Origin of the sequence: Altererythrobacter sp. B11, assembly GCF_003569745.1 — a bacterium.
GTDB lineage: Bacteria > Pseudomonadota > Alphaproteobacteria > Sphingomonadales > Sphingomonadaceae > Croceibacterium_C.
On the sequence record NZ_AP018498.1, the window covers coordinates 3,386,839 to 3,403,312 of the forward strand.

Consider the following 16,474-nt stretch of genomic DNA (forward strand, 5'->3'; position numbering starts at 1 on the left):
ACGGGCGGTGGATCCGGCGATCGCCAAGCTAGCGCTCAAGGTAGCGCAACCGGTGCTGTTCGCCGGTTTCAAGACGTTGCGCCGGGAATGGGCGCGGCGGCGCGGTGATGACGATCTCATAGCCGGCATTGCCGAGATCGACGATGCGCTTGAAGAAGCCGTGGCGGCGCTGGCCCAAGATCCCAAGGACCTGGCAGCGGCGGTGCAAGGGCTGAAGGGGCTGATTTCGCGCCCCGACATATTCGCCAGCGGCGCGCCGCGCGACTGGATCCGCACCGATCTCGTGCAAATGACTCTCAAAGGGGCGGTGCGCGCCGCCATCCGCGGCGAGAATGACGCGCCCTGGGCGGAGGCGGCAATCCTTCATTATCGCGCCTTCCTCGGTGACGACGAGGCGCATCCGGATGAGGGACTGGTTTATGCCGAGGCGCTCGACTTCGTGCTGCGCAGCCTCCGCCGGGACCTGACGCTCGGCGATCGCATGATCCTGGGCGCCATCGAAGGCGTTCGCGAGGAGGTCGTGCGGATGCGTCCGCCCGACACCGGGGCGATTGTCGACACGCATGCCCTGGCGAAGTTGCGCCAGATTCGCCGCGCGCGTTTCTTCCGGTCGTCGGAAACCCAGATCGAGATCGCCGGTCTGGCGGAAGCGGTGATCAGCGGATCGCTGCGTGGCGCTTCGGCGGAGGTGCGGGCAACGATTTTGTCGTGGTGCACCCGCCTGGCCGCATTCACCCATGATCCGCGCGCACGGCTCTGGCTCGATCACGCCCTCGCCTTGGAGGCACCCGCGAGCGATGCGTTGCTGGTCGCCCGCGCCTTTGTCGCCGCGATCGACAATGGCGAAGCCGGCCTGGCGTTGCTGGATGTCGACAAATCCCCGCTTCAAGCGACAGCGACGTTGCAGATCCTGCGCCACACCCTCGGCACCGAAGGGGCGCTGGCGCGCGGTGCGGCCGCCGGCATCGACATGGCCGCGCTCGACAGCGATGGCCGCTATGTCCTTCTTACCAGCCATGTCGAAACCGGGCGGTGGCAGGACGCGGCGCGAGCGACTGCGCTGCTGGTCGAGAGCGACTTCGAGGAGACCCCGGCATTATTATGGGTGGCAGCATCGATCCTCGTCGCCAGCCGCTTGCCCGATGATCTGCGCGGTCTGGTCCTGCAATCGGTCCCCGGCAATCCCGCGGGCTTTCCTCTTGGCGACGACACGGCATCGCTGCACGCGCGCCGTCTCGCCCGCACGTTGATCGAGCGCGCGGCAGCGCATTGCGACCTGCTCGAGCTTCCACGCGAGGCCAGCGGCGCACGGCGCTACGGGCTGTGGCTGGGGCTTCGCGATCCGGACATGACGAGCGAGGCGCGCGAGCAGCTGCAGATGCGGATGCGCGAACCCGGCGGCGAACTGGCCTGGCTGCCACTGGCACTGGGCTTCGGCCTAGAAGTCGATCGCGACGCGGCGGAGCATGCCATCGACAAAAGCCTGGCCCGCCATCCTGACGGATCGCCGGAGACCGCCGGCGCTATGATCGCGCTGCTGCTCGACCATGCCGAACGGGATCCGCGAAAGGCGATCGACTTGCTCGGGCGTCATCGCGCGGTGTTCGAAGCCTACCTCGAAGCCGGCAGCATCGTCTCCCTGGAGATCAAGGTGTTGGCCGATGCCGGGCAGACCGAGGCTGCGCGGGCGTTGCTGACCGCCCAGGATGAGGGGACCTTGCCGGCGCATGTCCGGGCAATGCTCAGCCGCACATTCGACCAGGAGGAGCCGGCTGACACGATCGCCGCGCTCGAAGCGGCCTATGCGAAAGAGGAGCAGATCACCACGCTGCTGGCGTTGCTCAGGCGCTACCGCCAGGCCGGGACGCCACCGCGCTATGTCGAACTCGCCCGCGATCTTCTCGGCAAGGTTCCCGATATCGAGTTCGCGCAGGATATCATCGCGCATCTCTCAAGGTTGCGCCGCGACGCCGAAGCGCTCGAACTGGTGGCGCTGCTTGGCGACGCCGTCGAGCGCTCGACCGAGCTGTTGGGCGAAGCGGCCTGGCTCTATTACCGGCGCAGCCAGTTCGGCGATGCCGAGGCGGCGCTGGCAACGCTCGAAGCTCAACGCGACGATCCCAATGACCGGGCTCTGCGCTATCAGCTGCTGGTAACCGCGGGCCGCTGGGAGGCGCTGGACGGCTTTATCGATGTGCAGTGGCAGCGACGCGATGCGCGCACGCCGCTCGAGCTTGCTCAATGCGCGAATTTGGCGGCGCAGACCGGCGCCAAGCGCGTCGCCGAATTTGCCTTTGCCGCCGTTGCCGCTGCCCCGGATTCGCCCGAAGTGCTGGTTGCGGCTTATTCGGCGATGACCAGCGCCGGACTCGAGGAAGGTCATCCGGATGCAGCCGGCTGGATCATGCGCGCCGCGGATCTTTCCGGCGAGTCTGGCCCGGTGCAGCGCAAGTCGATCGAAAGCCTGCTCCACGGCCAGCCCGAATGGGAAGCGCGTGTCGAGGAAGCCGTGAAGGCGCAGGCGGCGGCGGCTCTTCCGATCAACATGATTGGCACCATGCTGAGCCGGCCCTGGCTCGAACTGCAACTGGCGCCGCTGATCGCCAACCCGCAGCTTGCTGATGCCCGTAAGCGATCGGCGGTGGCGCTGGCGAGCGGGCGCAAGCGCATTGATGAAGAGGAAACCCTGGAGACGCGGACAATCGCGCTCGATCGTACCGCGATCGTCACGCTCGCCGCGCTCGACATGCTCGAGCCAGTGCTGGACGCATTCGACCAGATCCATGTTCGCCACGACTTGTTCCGCGAGCTGTTCGAGCAACGCAACCGGTTGACCTTCCATCAGCCGAGCAGGATTACCTTCGCGCATCGGCTGACCGATCTCGTGACACGCAGCAAGGTCCGGGCATTCCAGCCATCACGGGTCGCCGATCTCGGTCTCGTGGCCGATATCGGCCAGGGCCGGGCTGAAATGCTGGGCGAGGCCGCCGGTCAGGATGACGGCCGTCACTTCTTCGTCCATCCATTCCCGATCCGGCGCGTCGGTTCGCTCCTATCCGAACCCGCGCCGTTGGAGCGCTTCGCCCCGCAGCTGGTCAGCTGCAGCGGCGTCGTCGACGCGCTGGTGCGCGCGGGCCGCCTCACCAAGGCCGAAGCCGCCGCGGCGTTTGGCTATCTCGGCCTGCATGAGGAACGCTGGCCGGAAGAACCGCGCCTCGCGAAGGGCGCGACGCTCTATCTGAGCGATCTCGCGGTGTCCTATTTCCGCTATATCGGCCTGCTCGACCGGATCGTCGAGGCCGGCCTGATCCCGGTGGTCTCGCAATCGGAGCTCTCTCAGGCACGCGCGCTGCTCGATGTCGAGGCATTGTCCACTGAAGTCGATGCCGTGCTCAAGCGCGCGCGTAGCGCGATCCAGCGCGCGAGCGACGAAGGCAGGATGGTGTTCGACCCGCTTCCGGCGAGTTCCAGCGCGGATCAGGAGGATGACAAGGAACGCGACGAGGATGGGGACGCCGAGGCGCTGAGCAGCCTGGCGGCGCGTGCCCCGATACTTATCAGCGACGATCGCTTCCTCAATCGGCACGGCTTTTTCGAGCATGACGGCGAGCCGACTCGGATTCTGTCGTCGCTCGACCTGGTCTCCCTGCTGGCCAATAGTGATCGGCTGGATCGCGCGCGCGCCAGTGATTTCCCGGTCGCGCTGCTCCGCGCCGGGGCGCTGTTCGTTCCCTTGGACGCCGCGGCGTTGACCGCCTTGATCGCGGAGACCGAACTCGACGAGGGTTCGGCACCGGAAGATGCCGAACCGCACATCTTCGAGACCGGCGAATTGCGGGCGCTGCGGGAGAATATGCGCCTCGCGCAGGCTCGGGGATGGTTCGACCCGGTGACCGACACCGCCTGGCTGGTGCAGCTGCACCATGCCATTGCCACGGCGCTGCTGGCGCAGTGGGGCGATGGCGTGCCAGCAGAACTGGCCCGGGCGCGCGCCGACTGGCTGGTCCGGTTGCTCGACACAAGGGGCTGGGCGGATTCGCTGGTCCGGCGCAATCTCGACGATCTCGCCGCCCATGGGTTGGTGCTCGATCTCGCTAAGCTGGCCGGACTGTGCGACCAGCTCGATGGAGGAGCACGCGCCAGCTACGAGAGCTGGCTGGAGAGCCGCGTGATCGGGCCGGCGTTGGCGCGCGAACCCTTGTCGCGACCGATCCTCGAAAATCATCTGCGCGGCCTGGTTCGCAATGTCGGGCAGGATCTTGTGGCCCGCGACGAAACGATCGACCCGGTGCGCGCGGCGCGCTTTGTCTTCGACGGTCTGCCTAGCTTCCTGCAACTAGGCATGCTGGGCGATGAGGCGTTCCAGGATGTCGTCGGCTACACTGTCGAATCGACCATGCAGGTGGGTAGCGCCAGCTTTACGCGCCAAGCGGTGCTGGACGCCGCGACGGCGATCTATGCCGATCCGGCCCACGCGCAACCGGTCACGGACGAGCAGGGCCGGTCGTGGCAACTGACCACCGAACCCGACCAGGCTTGGCACCTGCGCTTTCACGGTGGCGAAAAGCGATATCGGGTCCGGGGCCTGATCGGACTGCATCCCGATGCCGGCAGCCGTATCGCGATGCTCGATGCTGTGCTCGCCGAACAGGATATCGCCCCGGAGGCGCTGTCCGAATGGCGCGCGCGCCTGCTGGACCGGCGGCTCGATGCCAGCGAGATCGAGGATCTCGACATCGCGATCCGGGCGTTTCCGCCGATGGTGTCGCAGATGATCATCGACACGTTCAACGAGGGCGGGGTCGCCCCCTCGGGGCTGGTCCCGCGCGAGCGCGATTATTACCGGCGGCTGGTTGGAGCGAGCGATGCGGCGACGCTCCAGGATTTCCTGGCCGATCCGGCGCGTGGCGCACTGGACTGGCTCGCTGGGGACGCGATCGAACGCGCGGCCTTTCTGCTGCTTCGCGCCGCCCGTCCGGGCATCGTCGAGGAAAGTCAGTTCGGCCCGCTGACGCCGGAGGCTTGGCGGGCCTTGACGACATGGGCGCTCGCGCATGGCGACCTGTTCGCCAAGGCAGGGCTCGCCGAGATCGCGATGCCCCGGGCAAAAGACGATCCGGAGCTTGAGCAGTTTGTGATCGCGGTTGCTCGGGAGATCGAGGCACTCGATCCCGCCGATACTTCGGGTCCGTTGCATCTGCTGTCCTGCCTCGCGATTTTCGCCGATGGCGAACTGAGCCTGCAGGGGACCTTGTCCGACTGGCCACCCTATCGACGGCGGCTGGCGGCGCTGGCGCAGGCATCGCTGATCGCGCGCGTCGTCAACGGCCAGATCGACACCAAGCGTTTCGCTGACTTCTGCGCGCAGGAACGGGGTTGGCGCTTCGTTGCGCAGAACCTCTGCGACTTGCGGCTCGAGCCGCGCTGGCGGCCCGACCTGATCGCCGCCGAACAATTGCGTCACGAGCTGCTTGGCCGCCTCGCCAACGCCGTCTTTGCACTGGACGAGGCACAGCTGACCCCGGGGCTGGCTGCCTGCTTCACCGCTGCCAAAGGTAGCCTGCGAACCCGTCTCGAAGTCCCGATGGTATTCTGGCCCGGCCCGCTGGAAGGCGGGATCGGAACCGTGCTGCGTGTGCCGCCCGACGAGATGCTGGCGGCGATTGAGGAAGGGCTGGACCGCGACACGCTCGAGCTCGAGGCCGTTCACCGTATCGTCAATATCGAGACGATGTTCACCGTGCCTGACGCGCTGGCTGAACGTGCCGCCACGCGTATCCGGGAGACCGGCCCACAGCTGCTGGCGTCGCTCGCGACGGAACAGGTTTCACCCTTTCTGCTCGGTCTTGCGCATTTCGCCGCCGCGCGCCGGATGACGGCACTCGCCGACACCATTCAGGTGATGGCGCGCTATCATCGCGAGCGCGCGCCGGTGCCGATGCGCGAGGAGATGCAGCTTGCCCTATATGCCGCAGCAGCGCGGGAGGATCTGAGCGCATGGCGCGACAAGCTCGGAAGCTGGACGCTGGAGCTGGCTGGCCGAGTCGAGGACGAGGAGGAGGCCGAGGCATTGCTCGGCTGGATCGATACGTTGGGCGACATCGATCCGGGGCTGCGGACTCGGACCGGGCGGGCGCGGGCCAATCTCAACCTCGTCCTGCGGCGTTGAGCCGGATGGCGAGAATGGGGATCGGCGCATGGAGTTTCTGAAGTGGCTATTCGGCAGCGGCTCGCGCGAGGCTCCCCGCACCCACAGACACCCGCCCTCAGGCACCGCTCGCGGCCGCCAGAACAGCCTCAGCGCCACCGCACGACGCGTCGCATCCGAGGGTTTCGCTGACCACCCATGGCGATCATTTCGCTAAGCTCGACGCGCTTAATCTAATGAGCGGCTACGCGCTCAACCGTCCGCAACTCGGACATTTGTCATAGAGTGCAGAATTGCGACGTCGACGGCCGCTGATCGATGTCGGCTTGTTTCTATCCGCTGCTTTAAAGCGCCCATTCCGCTCGCCACCACTTTAACGGACGCTGGCCTAGCCCTTGAACAAACGACCGCTTTTGGGATCGCGCTGAACAGTTCCGAATGGCCGAAATTAGGGTGCGAAGCTGTCGTTCCGCAGCTGACCCCTTATCAGCGGGTCCTTGGCTCGACATCTAGTGCATCTACCAATATGTTCAATGACTTATCTGGTTGTTCGCTTCTGATTGGCAGCAACTGAATCGCCGGCAATCTCCGGTCAAGCGTCGATCACGTGCGATGAGGCCCGCTCCCATACGCATTGACAGCAGGTTTCTTTCGTATCCAGCAAGCTGGCGGTTGCCCATCAACAGCCGGCTCCGCTACCTCTCACGCCGTAGGGGGAAAATGATCCAATGGCATCTCAGTTGAACAGCGGCGGCGATCTTGGTTTTGAGGCAGACCTGTTCAAGGCCGCTGACAAGCTCCGGGGCAATCTTGAACCGTCAGAATACAAGCACGTCGCCCTTGGCTTGATCTTCCTCAAGTACATATCCGAGGCTTTCGAGGCGCATCGCGCGAAATTGGCAGAAGAAGAATTTGCCGACCCTGAAGATGCCGAAGAATATCTTGCCGCCAATGTGTTCTGGGTGCCGCCCGAAGCGCGGTGGGAGCATTTGCAGGCCAACGCCAAGCGCCCACAGATCAATTTCACCGATGTGAACACCGGCAAGGAGCGGGTAGGCGACATCGGAAACCTGATCGACAACGCGATGGACTCTATCGAGCGCGCGAACGCCGCCGTGCTCAAGGACGTGTTGCCCAAGGAATATGGCCGTCCGCAACTCGACAAAACGATGCTGGGCGAACTGATCGACCTGTTTTCCAAGGTCGGGATGCACAGCGCAGACGGCAAGGCGAAAGACCTGCTGGGCCGCGCCTATGAGTATTTCATCAGCCAGTTTGCCGGGGCCGAAGGTCGGCGCGGGGGTGAGTTCTTCACCCCGCGATCCGTGGTGCAGACCATCGTGGAGATGCTGGAGCCGCATCATGGCCGGGTTTACGATCCCGCCTGCGGTTCCGGCGGCATGTTCGTGCAGTCCGAGCGCTTCATTGAAAACCATCAGGGCCGCCGAAGCGACATCGCCATCTATGGGCAGGAGCGCAACCATACCACGTGGAAGCTCTGCAAGATGAACCTTGCCGTGCGCGGCATCGATGCGGACATCAAGTGGAACAACGAAGGATCGTTCCTCAACGATGCCTTCCCCACGCTCAAATTCGATTATGCGATGGCCAACCCGCCGTTCAACATTTCGGACTGGTGGCAGCCCCAGCTTGAGGGCGACGTTCGCTGGAAATATGGCCAGCCGCCAGCGGGCAACGCCAACTTCGCGTGGTTGCAGCATATCATCCACCACCTGGCCCCGCGCGGCACGGCGGGCGTGGTGCTGGCCAACGGCTCGATGTCGTCGCAGCAGTCGGGCGAGGGCGACATTCGCAAGGCCATGATCGAGGGTGACGTGGTGGATTGCATGGTCGCGCTGCCCGGACAGCTTTTCTACTCCACGCAGATTCCGGCCTGCCTGTGGTTTCTGGCCCGCGATAAGAGCGCGAACGGCCACCGGGATCGGCGCGGGGAATTCCTGTTCATCGATGCCCGCAATCTTGGCCACATGGTGGACCGCACCCGGCGCGAGTTCTCAGAAAGCGACATCGCTGCGATCACCGGAGCCTATCACCGTTGGCGGGCCAAACCGGAAGCCGGGCTTGGCGAGTATCAGGACATTCCGGGCTTTTGCCGATCCGCGAAGCTGGAGGAAGTCCGCAAGCACGGCCACGTGCTTACACCGGGGCGCTACGTCGGGGCGGAAGATGTGGAGGGAGACGATTCCCCGTTTGAGGAACGGCTTGGGGCATTTCAGGCCAAGCTGGATGAGCATTTCGGCGAAAGCGAGCGCCTCGCAAATCTAATTCGTGAGCGCCTTGCCGGAGTTGTCGCTGGTGGCTGAATGGCGGGACGCTCAATTGAGCGAACTTATCGACATCAAGCATGGCTTTGCCTTCAAGGGTGAATTCTTCGCGGATGAGCCAACGAGCGACATCCTAGTGACGCCCGGCAACTTTGCGATTGGGGGCGGCTTTCAACTCAACAAGCCCAAGTTCTACAACGGCCCGGTGCCGAAGGAATACGTGCTCAATCCGGGCGATGTGATCGTCACGATGACCGATCTTAGCAAACAGGCCGATACGCTTGGCTTCTCCGCTGTCGTGCCCGCCATAAAGCCGCGTCTGTTGCACAACCAGCGGATTGGGCGCTTAATAGCAAAGGATGCGTCGGCAAATTTGGGTTTCATCGCTTGGCTAATGCGGACACGGCCCTACCGGCACGAGATTGTTGGAGGAGCGACCGGCTCAACGGTCAAGCATACTTCGCCCGGTCGCATTCTGGCCCATCGCTTTAAGCTCCCTTCGCCCAAGGAGCAGCAAAGCATTGTCGATGTTTTGCAACCGCTGGACGACAAAATCGAACTCAACCGGCAGATGAACGAGACGCTGGAGGGGATGGCGCAGGCAATCTTTCGGGATTGGTTCGTCGATTTCGGCCCCACGCGCCGCAAGACGGCTGGCGAGGCCGATCCGGTGGCAATCATGGGCGGCCTGACCCCAGACCCCGCCCGCGCCGCCGAACTCGCCGCCCTCTTCCCCTCCGCCGTCGGCGACGATGGCTTGCCGGTGGGATGGAAGCGGCTGAAGCTTGCTGACATCGCGGCCCAAGGAAAGGGGAGCGTGAACCCGCTAGGGCAGCCGAACAAGACCTTTGAGCATTACAGCCTGCCCGCGTTCGACAAAGGGCAGGAACCGTCGATGGATGCTGGATCGTCCATCAAGAGCAACAAGACGCCGGTGCCTGCGGGTGCAATCCTGCTTTCCAAGCTCAACCCGGAAATCCTGAGGGTTTGGTTGCCGAATGCCTATTCCAACGCAGCGCAGATTGCCTCAACAGAATTCCTTGTTTTTCTTCCGAAGGCTGGCGCTTCGCGCAGCCTGCTCTTTGCACTTTTCCGCGATCCTGATTTCCGGGCGCTAATGCAAGGTATGGTAACTGGCACCTCCAAAAGCCACCAACGGATTTCACCGCCAGCCCTGTTGGCACAGGAAGTAATCTCCGCCGATCCAAAGCTATTCGTGGCGTTTGAAGCATTGGTCGGCGTCATGTTGGAACGGCTGTTGGCAAGCCGCGCCGAAAGCAAATCCCTCGCCGAAACCCGCGACTATCTCCTGCCCCGGCTGATGTCCGGCGCAGTGCGCGTCGCGCAAAAGGTTGAGGCCGCCTGATGGCCGATCCCTATTTCCGCTCGCTGCCGCTCTTCCCCGCCTACACCATCGGAGATGTGGCGATTGACGGGCTGGTGCCGGCCTGCCGGGTGGAAAGCTGGCAAGACTTCATCGCCGCGATGCGCTCGCCCGATCATAACCGGGCGGCTGGCGAATTTGTCTATCGCGGGCAGGCCGGGCATAACTGGCACCTGTCGTCCACGCTCGCCCGCCTGTTCGATGGCGGCGCGGTGCCGGGGCAGCACCAGGAAAATCTGCTGGCGCAATTCCGCCTCGCCATGCGTGGGCGGGGGCTGGATTGCAGTAAGCTGGACGATGAGGAGCTGTGGGCTTTCGGCCAGCACCACGGCTTGCGCACTCCGCTGATCGACTGGACCAAATCGCCCTATGTCGCGCTGTTCTTCGCCTTTGACGAACCAGACGTGGAACGTGTGGAGAACCCATCGCGCGCGGTGTTCTGCCTGAACATGGCGGCGATCCGCGCCGACGAAAACCTCTCGCAGATCATCTTTGAGCCGACGCACCACGAAAACGCGCGGCTAGTCAATCAGGCCGGGCTTTTTACGATCACGCCCAGCGGCAAGGACAATTTGGTTTCGGCGATCCTCAACGAACTGGCCGACAACGAGGTCATCAACCCCGACGATCCGATGGACGTGGCTCGCTATATTGCCAAGATCCATGTGCCCAACGAGAACCGGGTGGAGTGCCTGAACACCCTGCGCAAGATGAACATCCACCACGCCAACCTCTTCCCCGATCCTGGCGGGGCGTCGAAATATTCCAATGACTGGCTGGCGCGCCTGATCGATGAAGAGAAGCGCGACGCGGCGGAAGCCCTCGCATTGGAAGCGGCGGCGGATCAAGCAGTGTCTGAGTCTGATGAACCGCTGATCTCGGACAGCGAAATTTCGACGGACGCCATCGTCGGATTGCTGCGCAATACACTGCGCAACGACAGCGAATTCCCACCCGAAATGCTCACCGCTTGGGCACCAAAGCTTATCGCGCTGTATGAACGGACGGCGGAAACCGACTGGCCAGAACGCCCCTCATCGGAAACGCGGCTCAAGCTGGAATTCCGCAAATTCCTGATGAGCAACAGCGTAAACCGCGCCGTCGCCGATACCGGTGCACGGCGCTTAATCGAATTCTTAAAGGCCAGTTGGCGGGCTACGAATGCCCCGTAAGCCGTCCCGCCTTCAGATTTGGCGCAGCCGGCTGGCCACGTCCCGCGCCGCTGCGAAGTGGCGGGGCTTTTGGCACGAAACCAATTTTCCGATGGCAATCGGTCTGTTCATCGCCTGTGCCGGGATCACCGTTCTTTGGTGGCGGGTGGACCCTCAACCCCTGAGCAACCTCTGGCCCGAAATGGGCGGGATGACACTGGACGTGTTCTTCATCCTGATCGTGTTCGCGCTGTTCGAGCATCGCCGCAACAAACGCCAGGACATCGCCCGCCAGCGCGAAGTGATCGACGACTACAAGCGGTGGGATCACCCCGAGGCGCATTTGCGGATTGCCGGGGCCATTCGCCGCCTGAACCGGCTTGGCGTTTTTGCTCTGGACATGGCCGGTGCGCGGCTAACCGATTTCAACTTCGCACGCATTGGCGTTCAAAGCCTCAAGGGATCGAAATTCTATGATGGGCGCTGGGGAGAGCGGTTTGGCGACAGCTCAGTCACACTGAATAAGGTCTCTTTCGATCATCTGAACTGTAACGACGTGATTTTTTCCCCTTACAATCCTCTGTCGGGGTTTGGCGGCTTGGCAATGGATTTCTCGCTTTTCGTTGATTGTTCCTTCGTCGAAACCGACCTGCGCAATTCAAGATTCAACGGCTCCGAAATTCGCTGGAGCGCGCCGCCCCCGGCAACGCACTTGGAATATTGGGACGAAGAAGATGGCACGCCGGCCTGCGCGCAGATCAGCTACGGGCCACTTTACAAAGCAGACCTGCGGGGGGCTTCGTTCAACGGCTGCCAGTTCAAGAATGCTGATTTTCGAGACGTAGACAATATACTTGAGGCGGACTTTACCGGGGCCAAAGGGCTGGAGACTGCCTATTTCGACAATGACGAAATACGTTTGGCGGTGCTGCGGCAGACGGCGAATGGATCGACAACGTGAGCATCACCGAAGATATTGTCGAATTGGCGGCTCTAGAAACGCTGCAAGAGCTTGGTTGGTCCTACCTCCACGGCTCTGTGATCGCACCCGATGGTAGCGCCCCAGAGCGCCGTTCGTTCGGCGATGTCGTGCTGGTCGGGCGGCTGGAAGCTGCGGTTGCGCAGATCAACCCCGGTGCACCCGAGCCCGCGCGCAATGAGGCCATGCGGCGTGTGCTGACCGGCGAGCTTCCCTCGCTAGTCGAGGAAAACCGTCGCATCCACAAGCTGCTGACCGAAGGCGTCGATGTCGAGTTTCGCGGGGACGACGGCAAGACCGCTTCCACCAAAATCTGGCTGATCGACCTGGGCAATCCTGATGCGAACGATTGGCTGGCGGTGAATCAGCTTGTCGTGGTTGAGAACCGGTCCAACCGCCGCCCGGACGTGGTGCTATTCGTCAACGGCCTGCCGCTCGCCGTGCTGGAATTGAAGAATGCCGCGTCGCAGAACGCGACGATTGCCGACGCCTTCAACCAGCTTCAAACCTACCTCCACCAAATCCCCAGCCTGTTCAGCACCAACGCAGTGCTGATCACGTCGGATGGCATGGAAGCCCGGATCGGATCGATCACCGCCGATGCCGAACGCTTCATGCCGTGGCGCACGGTGGACGGACAGGACTTTGCCCACCGAGGAACCCCGGAACTCGAAACCCTGTTACGCGGCGTGTTCGCCCGCGAAAACCTGCTGGCGCTGATCCGCGATTTCATCGTGTTTGGCGACAAGGGCGAAGGGCCGTTCAAGATCGTCGCGGGCTATCACCAGTTCCACGGCGCGCAAAAGGCCGTGCGGCAAGCGGTGGAAGCCACCCGCCCGGACGGGGATCGCAAGATCGGTGTTATCTGGCACACTCAAGGATCGGGCAAGAGCCTGTTGATGGCGTTCTTCGCCGGGCTAGCCGTGAAATCCGAGGCGCTGGAAAACCCGACGCTGGTTGTTCTGACGGATCGGAACGATTTGGACGATCAGCTTTTCGGCACTTTCGGGCTTTGCCGAGACCTGATCCGCCAGAACCCGGAACAGGCCAACAGTCGCCAGGACTTGAAGCAACTTCTCGACAAGGCAGCGGGCGGCGTGGTGTTCACCACCGTGCAGAAGTTTTCGCCGGAGCGCGGGGAAGAGAGTTTCCCGCTGCTGTCGGATCGGCGCAACATCATCGTGATCGCGGACGAAGCCCACCGCAGCCAATATGGCTTTGAATCCAAGCTCAACCGGGAAACCGGGCTTAGGCGCTATGGCTATGCCCACTACATCCGGCAGGCGATGCCGAACGCTTCATTCATTGGCTTTACCGGCACTCCGATTGAGGCAGCGGACATCAACACCCCGGCCATCTTCGGCGAATACATCGACATTTACGACATTAGCCGCGCCGTGGAAGATGGCGCCACGGTGCCGATTTTCTATGAAAGCCGCCTTGCCCGCATCGAACTGAACGAGGACGAAAAGCCCCTCATCGACGCGGAAATCGAAGCGTTGATCGAAGACGCCTCGCTGACCGAAGCCGAGAAGATGAAGGCGAAGTGGTCCGCCGTGGAGGCATTGGTCGGGGCTGACAAGCGGTTGGCCCAGGTCGCGGCGGATATGGTGACGCACCTTGAAGCCCGCACCGAGGCGATGAACGGCAAGGCGATGGCCGTCTGCATGAGCCGCAGCATTTGCGTGGCGCTCTATGACCGGATTATCGCCCATCGCCCGGAATGGCATTCGACGGACGACGACAAGGGCGCGGTCAAGATCGTGATGACCGGGGCGGCCTCCGATCCGCTCGATTGGCAGCAGCATATCGGCACGAAGAAGCGGCGGGACGACCTCGCCAAGCGGGCGCGCAACCCAGATGATCCGCTACGGCTGGTGATCGTCTGCGATATGTGGCTGACTGGCTTTGACGCGCCGTGCATGAACACCATGTATATCGACAAGCCGATGCGCGGCCACGGTTTGATGCAGGCGATTGCCCGCGTAAACCGAGTGTTCAAGGACAAGCCCGGCGGGCTGGTGGTGGACTACATCGGCGTGGCGCAAAACCTGCGCAGCGCGCTTGGCCAGTACACCGATTCAGATCGCGACAAGACCGGCATCGACGAAGCCGCCGCCGTTGCCGCGATGATGGAACGGTATGAGGCCATCCGCGACCTGTTCCACGGCTTTGACTATCGGCCCGGCATCGATGGCCAGCCGCGTGAGCGCCTTATCTGCCTTGGCGGGGCGATCGATTGGGTGCTCAAGTGGCAGGAATCACAGGCCGCCAAGCAAAAGGATGCCGAGGACAAGAAGCGCGCCCATCGCCGTTATCTCGACATGGTGCTGGAACTCTCCAAAGCCTATGCGCTGGCCTCAGCCAGCGACGAAGCGCGGACAATCCGCGATGAGGTCGGCTTCTTTCAGGCGATCCGGGCGGCGCTTGCCAAGACGACAGCAACTGGAAAAATCAGCGAGAAGGATCGCTCGTTTGCTGTTCAGCAGCTCGTGGACCGGGCCGTTGCCTCTTCGGAAATCATCGACATCCTGAAAGTCGCGGGCATCCAGTCGCCTGATATTTCGATCCTCTCCGACGAATTCCTGATGGAAGTCGAGAAGATGGAGATAAAGAACCTTGCGCTGGAGGCGTTGAAGAAGCTCCTCAACGGAGAGATTGTCAGCCGCTCCGCGACCAATCTGGTTGAAAGCCGCGCCTTCTCGAACCGGCTGGAAGAAGCCGTGGCCCGCTATCATGCGGGCGCGATTTCAGCCGTGGAGATGATTCAGGAACTCATCGCGCTGGCCAAGGATATGCAGGCCGCCCGCGCGCGGGGCGAGGAACAGGGGCTTAGCCCGGAAGAAATCGCTTTTTATGATGCCCTTGCCGAGAATGAGAGCGCGGTGGCGGCGATGGGCAACGAAAAGCTCCGGCTGATCGCCCACGAACTGCTCGAACAATTGCGTGGCAACGTGACCGTGGACTGGCATCAGCGCGAAAGTGCCCGAGCCCGAATGCGTGTGCTGGTGAAACGCGTCCTCAAGAAACATGGGTACCCGCCCAACCTATCCGAAGAAGCCGTGCAGACGGTCCTTGCGCAGGCCGAAATCCTCCTTCGAGAAATCACCGCATAATTACCTCTTGTCGGCGATTTCTGGGATTAACAACACGCTTAGATTAGCTTGGTGATGCCGTAGCCGACCCGATATTCCACCGATACGAAAGCGGGTGATCGGCAACAAACAGACTTGCGCCAACGTCGCTCCATCCCTCACCCAAACATGCCGTTCGGCGCAAGATTGACGAACGGCGGCTATCAGGAAGGAAACGAACGCAGACGAACGACTGATTCTGGGGCGCGAAGCTGACGCACCGGTTCGCTGTTTGAAACGTCCGCTATCCTGATCTGCACTCCTGAGAGGAGCCGTTCCGGACCGTCCCCAAGAGGCGACATTCGCTCACTGATCTCTGAGCCGTTTGCAAGGCGCCACCTCTCTCATAGAACCGCTTCGCCGGTGGCCCCGATGACCAAGTGAACAACGGTCCGGTGTAGCCTCATTTCGGGCCCCGCTGACGCCCGCTCTCGATGAGCTTCTTGAGGCTGTCGACGGGGACCAGGGTCATGGCGCGGATCTTGACGATTTCGACCTCGCCGGCAGCGATCAGCTCGTAGAATTTGGACCGGCTGATACCGGTCATACTGCAGGCATCTTTGATGCGCACGGTGAGAGCAGCGGGGGCTGAGTGCTGGCTCATGGTTGGGCTCCTTTCAAAAGGTTATCTTGCCCCTTCGGCTATGGCCTCACCGGTGCGCCGGATCGATCGACGCGACGAGCCCCGATCGTCCCGTCCATTCCTGTCTCGCGGTGATGGCTCGCCCTTGCCTGCTGGCAAGGGATCTGCACCGATCGTCAGACATGCCGGAGCAAGCCTTAGCGTATCCAATAAGCGGCGCCGTCGTGGCCGCCATGCTGCCACTAATCGACAGCGGTTCTCGTGTCGCTGAAAGCCCTGCCAAGCGCTTCGGCGGGTCAGCACACATCGCGTTCATCGGGCGCCGCCAACCATGCCGTGGGCGGCCCAGCAACGCCTGTTCTTGCGAGGCGCTACCACCTTCCTCTCGCAGAGGTCGGCAAGGCCCCCGCTCGACTTGCGCGGGCATCCCTCGAGCCTGCAAGATTTCCTGTCATCGGGGATACGCTGCTCCGCCCCCTGCCCCGCTTCCATCAGCCGCCGCGCAGCAGGCCGTGAGCAGCAGCCAATCGAGCGCCTTCATGGCCGCCCCATCTCGCCGCAGCCGCCTCGGGCTCGATCCGGTACCGCAGCGTCCATGGCCGCCCGCTTCCATCGATGGTGCCATTAAAAACCACGGAGTTCTGCGGGTTTGGTTGAAGCATAGCGCCATGCCTGACGACATGGCGCCATCGGCGCCGAAGCCAATAAGGATGTGCAGACAAGAACTTATGGCCCACCGACCGCAGGGCATGGCGCCATTTGTTTGATCTTGCCTTACACCCTCCCCTCGCCCTCACTCCGACCTTTGCC

At 62.7% G+C, this 16,474-nt stretch carries 7 protein-coding genes; 6 read left to right on the forward strand and 1 reads right to left on the reverse strand.

What is annotated here, in order from left to right:
• Nucleotides 1–7: 7 nt before the first annotated feature.
• The 6 genes from AEB_RS15855 to AEB_RS15880 all read left to right on the forward strand — a co-directional run bounded on the left by AEB_RS15855 (nucleotide 8) and on the right by AEB_RS15880 (nucleotide 15,063).
• Nucleotides 8–6,169 carry an HTH domain-containing protein gene (locus AEB_RS15855; protein WP_119083997.1) on the forward strand — a complete coding sequence of 2,054 codons (6,162 nt, stop codon included), beginning with the start codon at nucleotides 8–10 and terminating at the stop codon, nucleotides 6,167–6,169.
• Nucleotides 6,170–6,876: 707 nt separating this feature from the next.
• Nucleotides 6,877–8,472 (forward strand): class I SAM-dependent DNA methyltransferase, encoded by a 1,596-nt coding sequence (locus AEB_RS15860; protein WP_119083998.1) that lies wholly within the window; start codon nucleotides 6,877–6,879, stop codon nucleotides 8,470–8,472.
• Between the two features lie 16 nt (nucleotides 8,473–8,488).
• Nucleotides 8,489–9,799 (forward strand): restriction endonuclease subunit S, encoded by a 1,311-nt coding sequence (locus tag AEB_RS15865; RefSeq protein WP_231958785.1) that lies wholly within the window; start codon nucleotides 8,489–8,491, stop codon nucleotides 9,797–9,799.
• Nucleotides 9,799–10,989: an FRG domain-containing protein gene (locus AEB_RS15870; RefSeq protein WP_119083999.1), complete on the forward strand. Its 1,191-nt coding sequence runs from the start codon at nucleotides 9,799–9,801 to the stop codon at nucleotides 10,987–10,989. Before AEB_RS15865 ends, AEB_RS15870 begins: the two co-directional genes overlap by 1 nt.
• A gap of 91 nt (nucleotides 10,990–11,080) precedes the next feature.
• Nucleotides 11,081–11,929 carry a pentapeptide repeat-containing protein gene (locus AEB_RS15875; protein WP_172593138.1) on the forward strand — a complete coding sequence of 283 codons (849 nt, stop codon included), beginning with the start codon at nucleotides 11,081–11,083 and terminating at the stop codon, nucleotides 11,927–11,929.
• Nucleotides 11,926–15,063, forward strand: coding sequence for a type I restriction endonuclease subunit R (locus AEB_RS15880; RefSeq protein WP_119084001.1), 3,138 nt, complete (start codon nucleotides 11,926–11,928; stop codon nucleotides 15,061–15,063). The genes AEB_RS15875 and AEB_RS15880 overlap by 4 nt, the downstream gene beginning before the upstream one ends.
• Before the next feature lie 421 nt (nucleotides 15,064–15,484).
• Here the strand turns inward: AEB_RS15880 and AEB_RS15885 are convergent, their stop codons facing one another.
• Nucleotides 15,485–15,685 carry a helix-turn-helix domain-containing protein gene (locus tag AEB_RS15885; protein ID WP_119084002.1) on the reverse strand — a complete coding sequence of 67 codons (201 nt, stop codon included), beginning with the start codon at nucleotides 15,683–15,685 and terminating at the stop codon, nucleotides 15,485–15,487.
• Nucleotides 15,686–16,474: the final 789 nt, after the last annotated feature.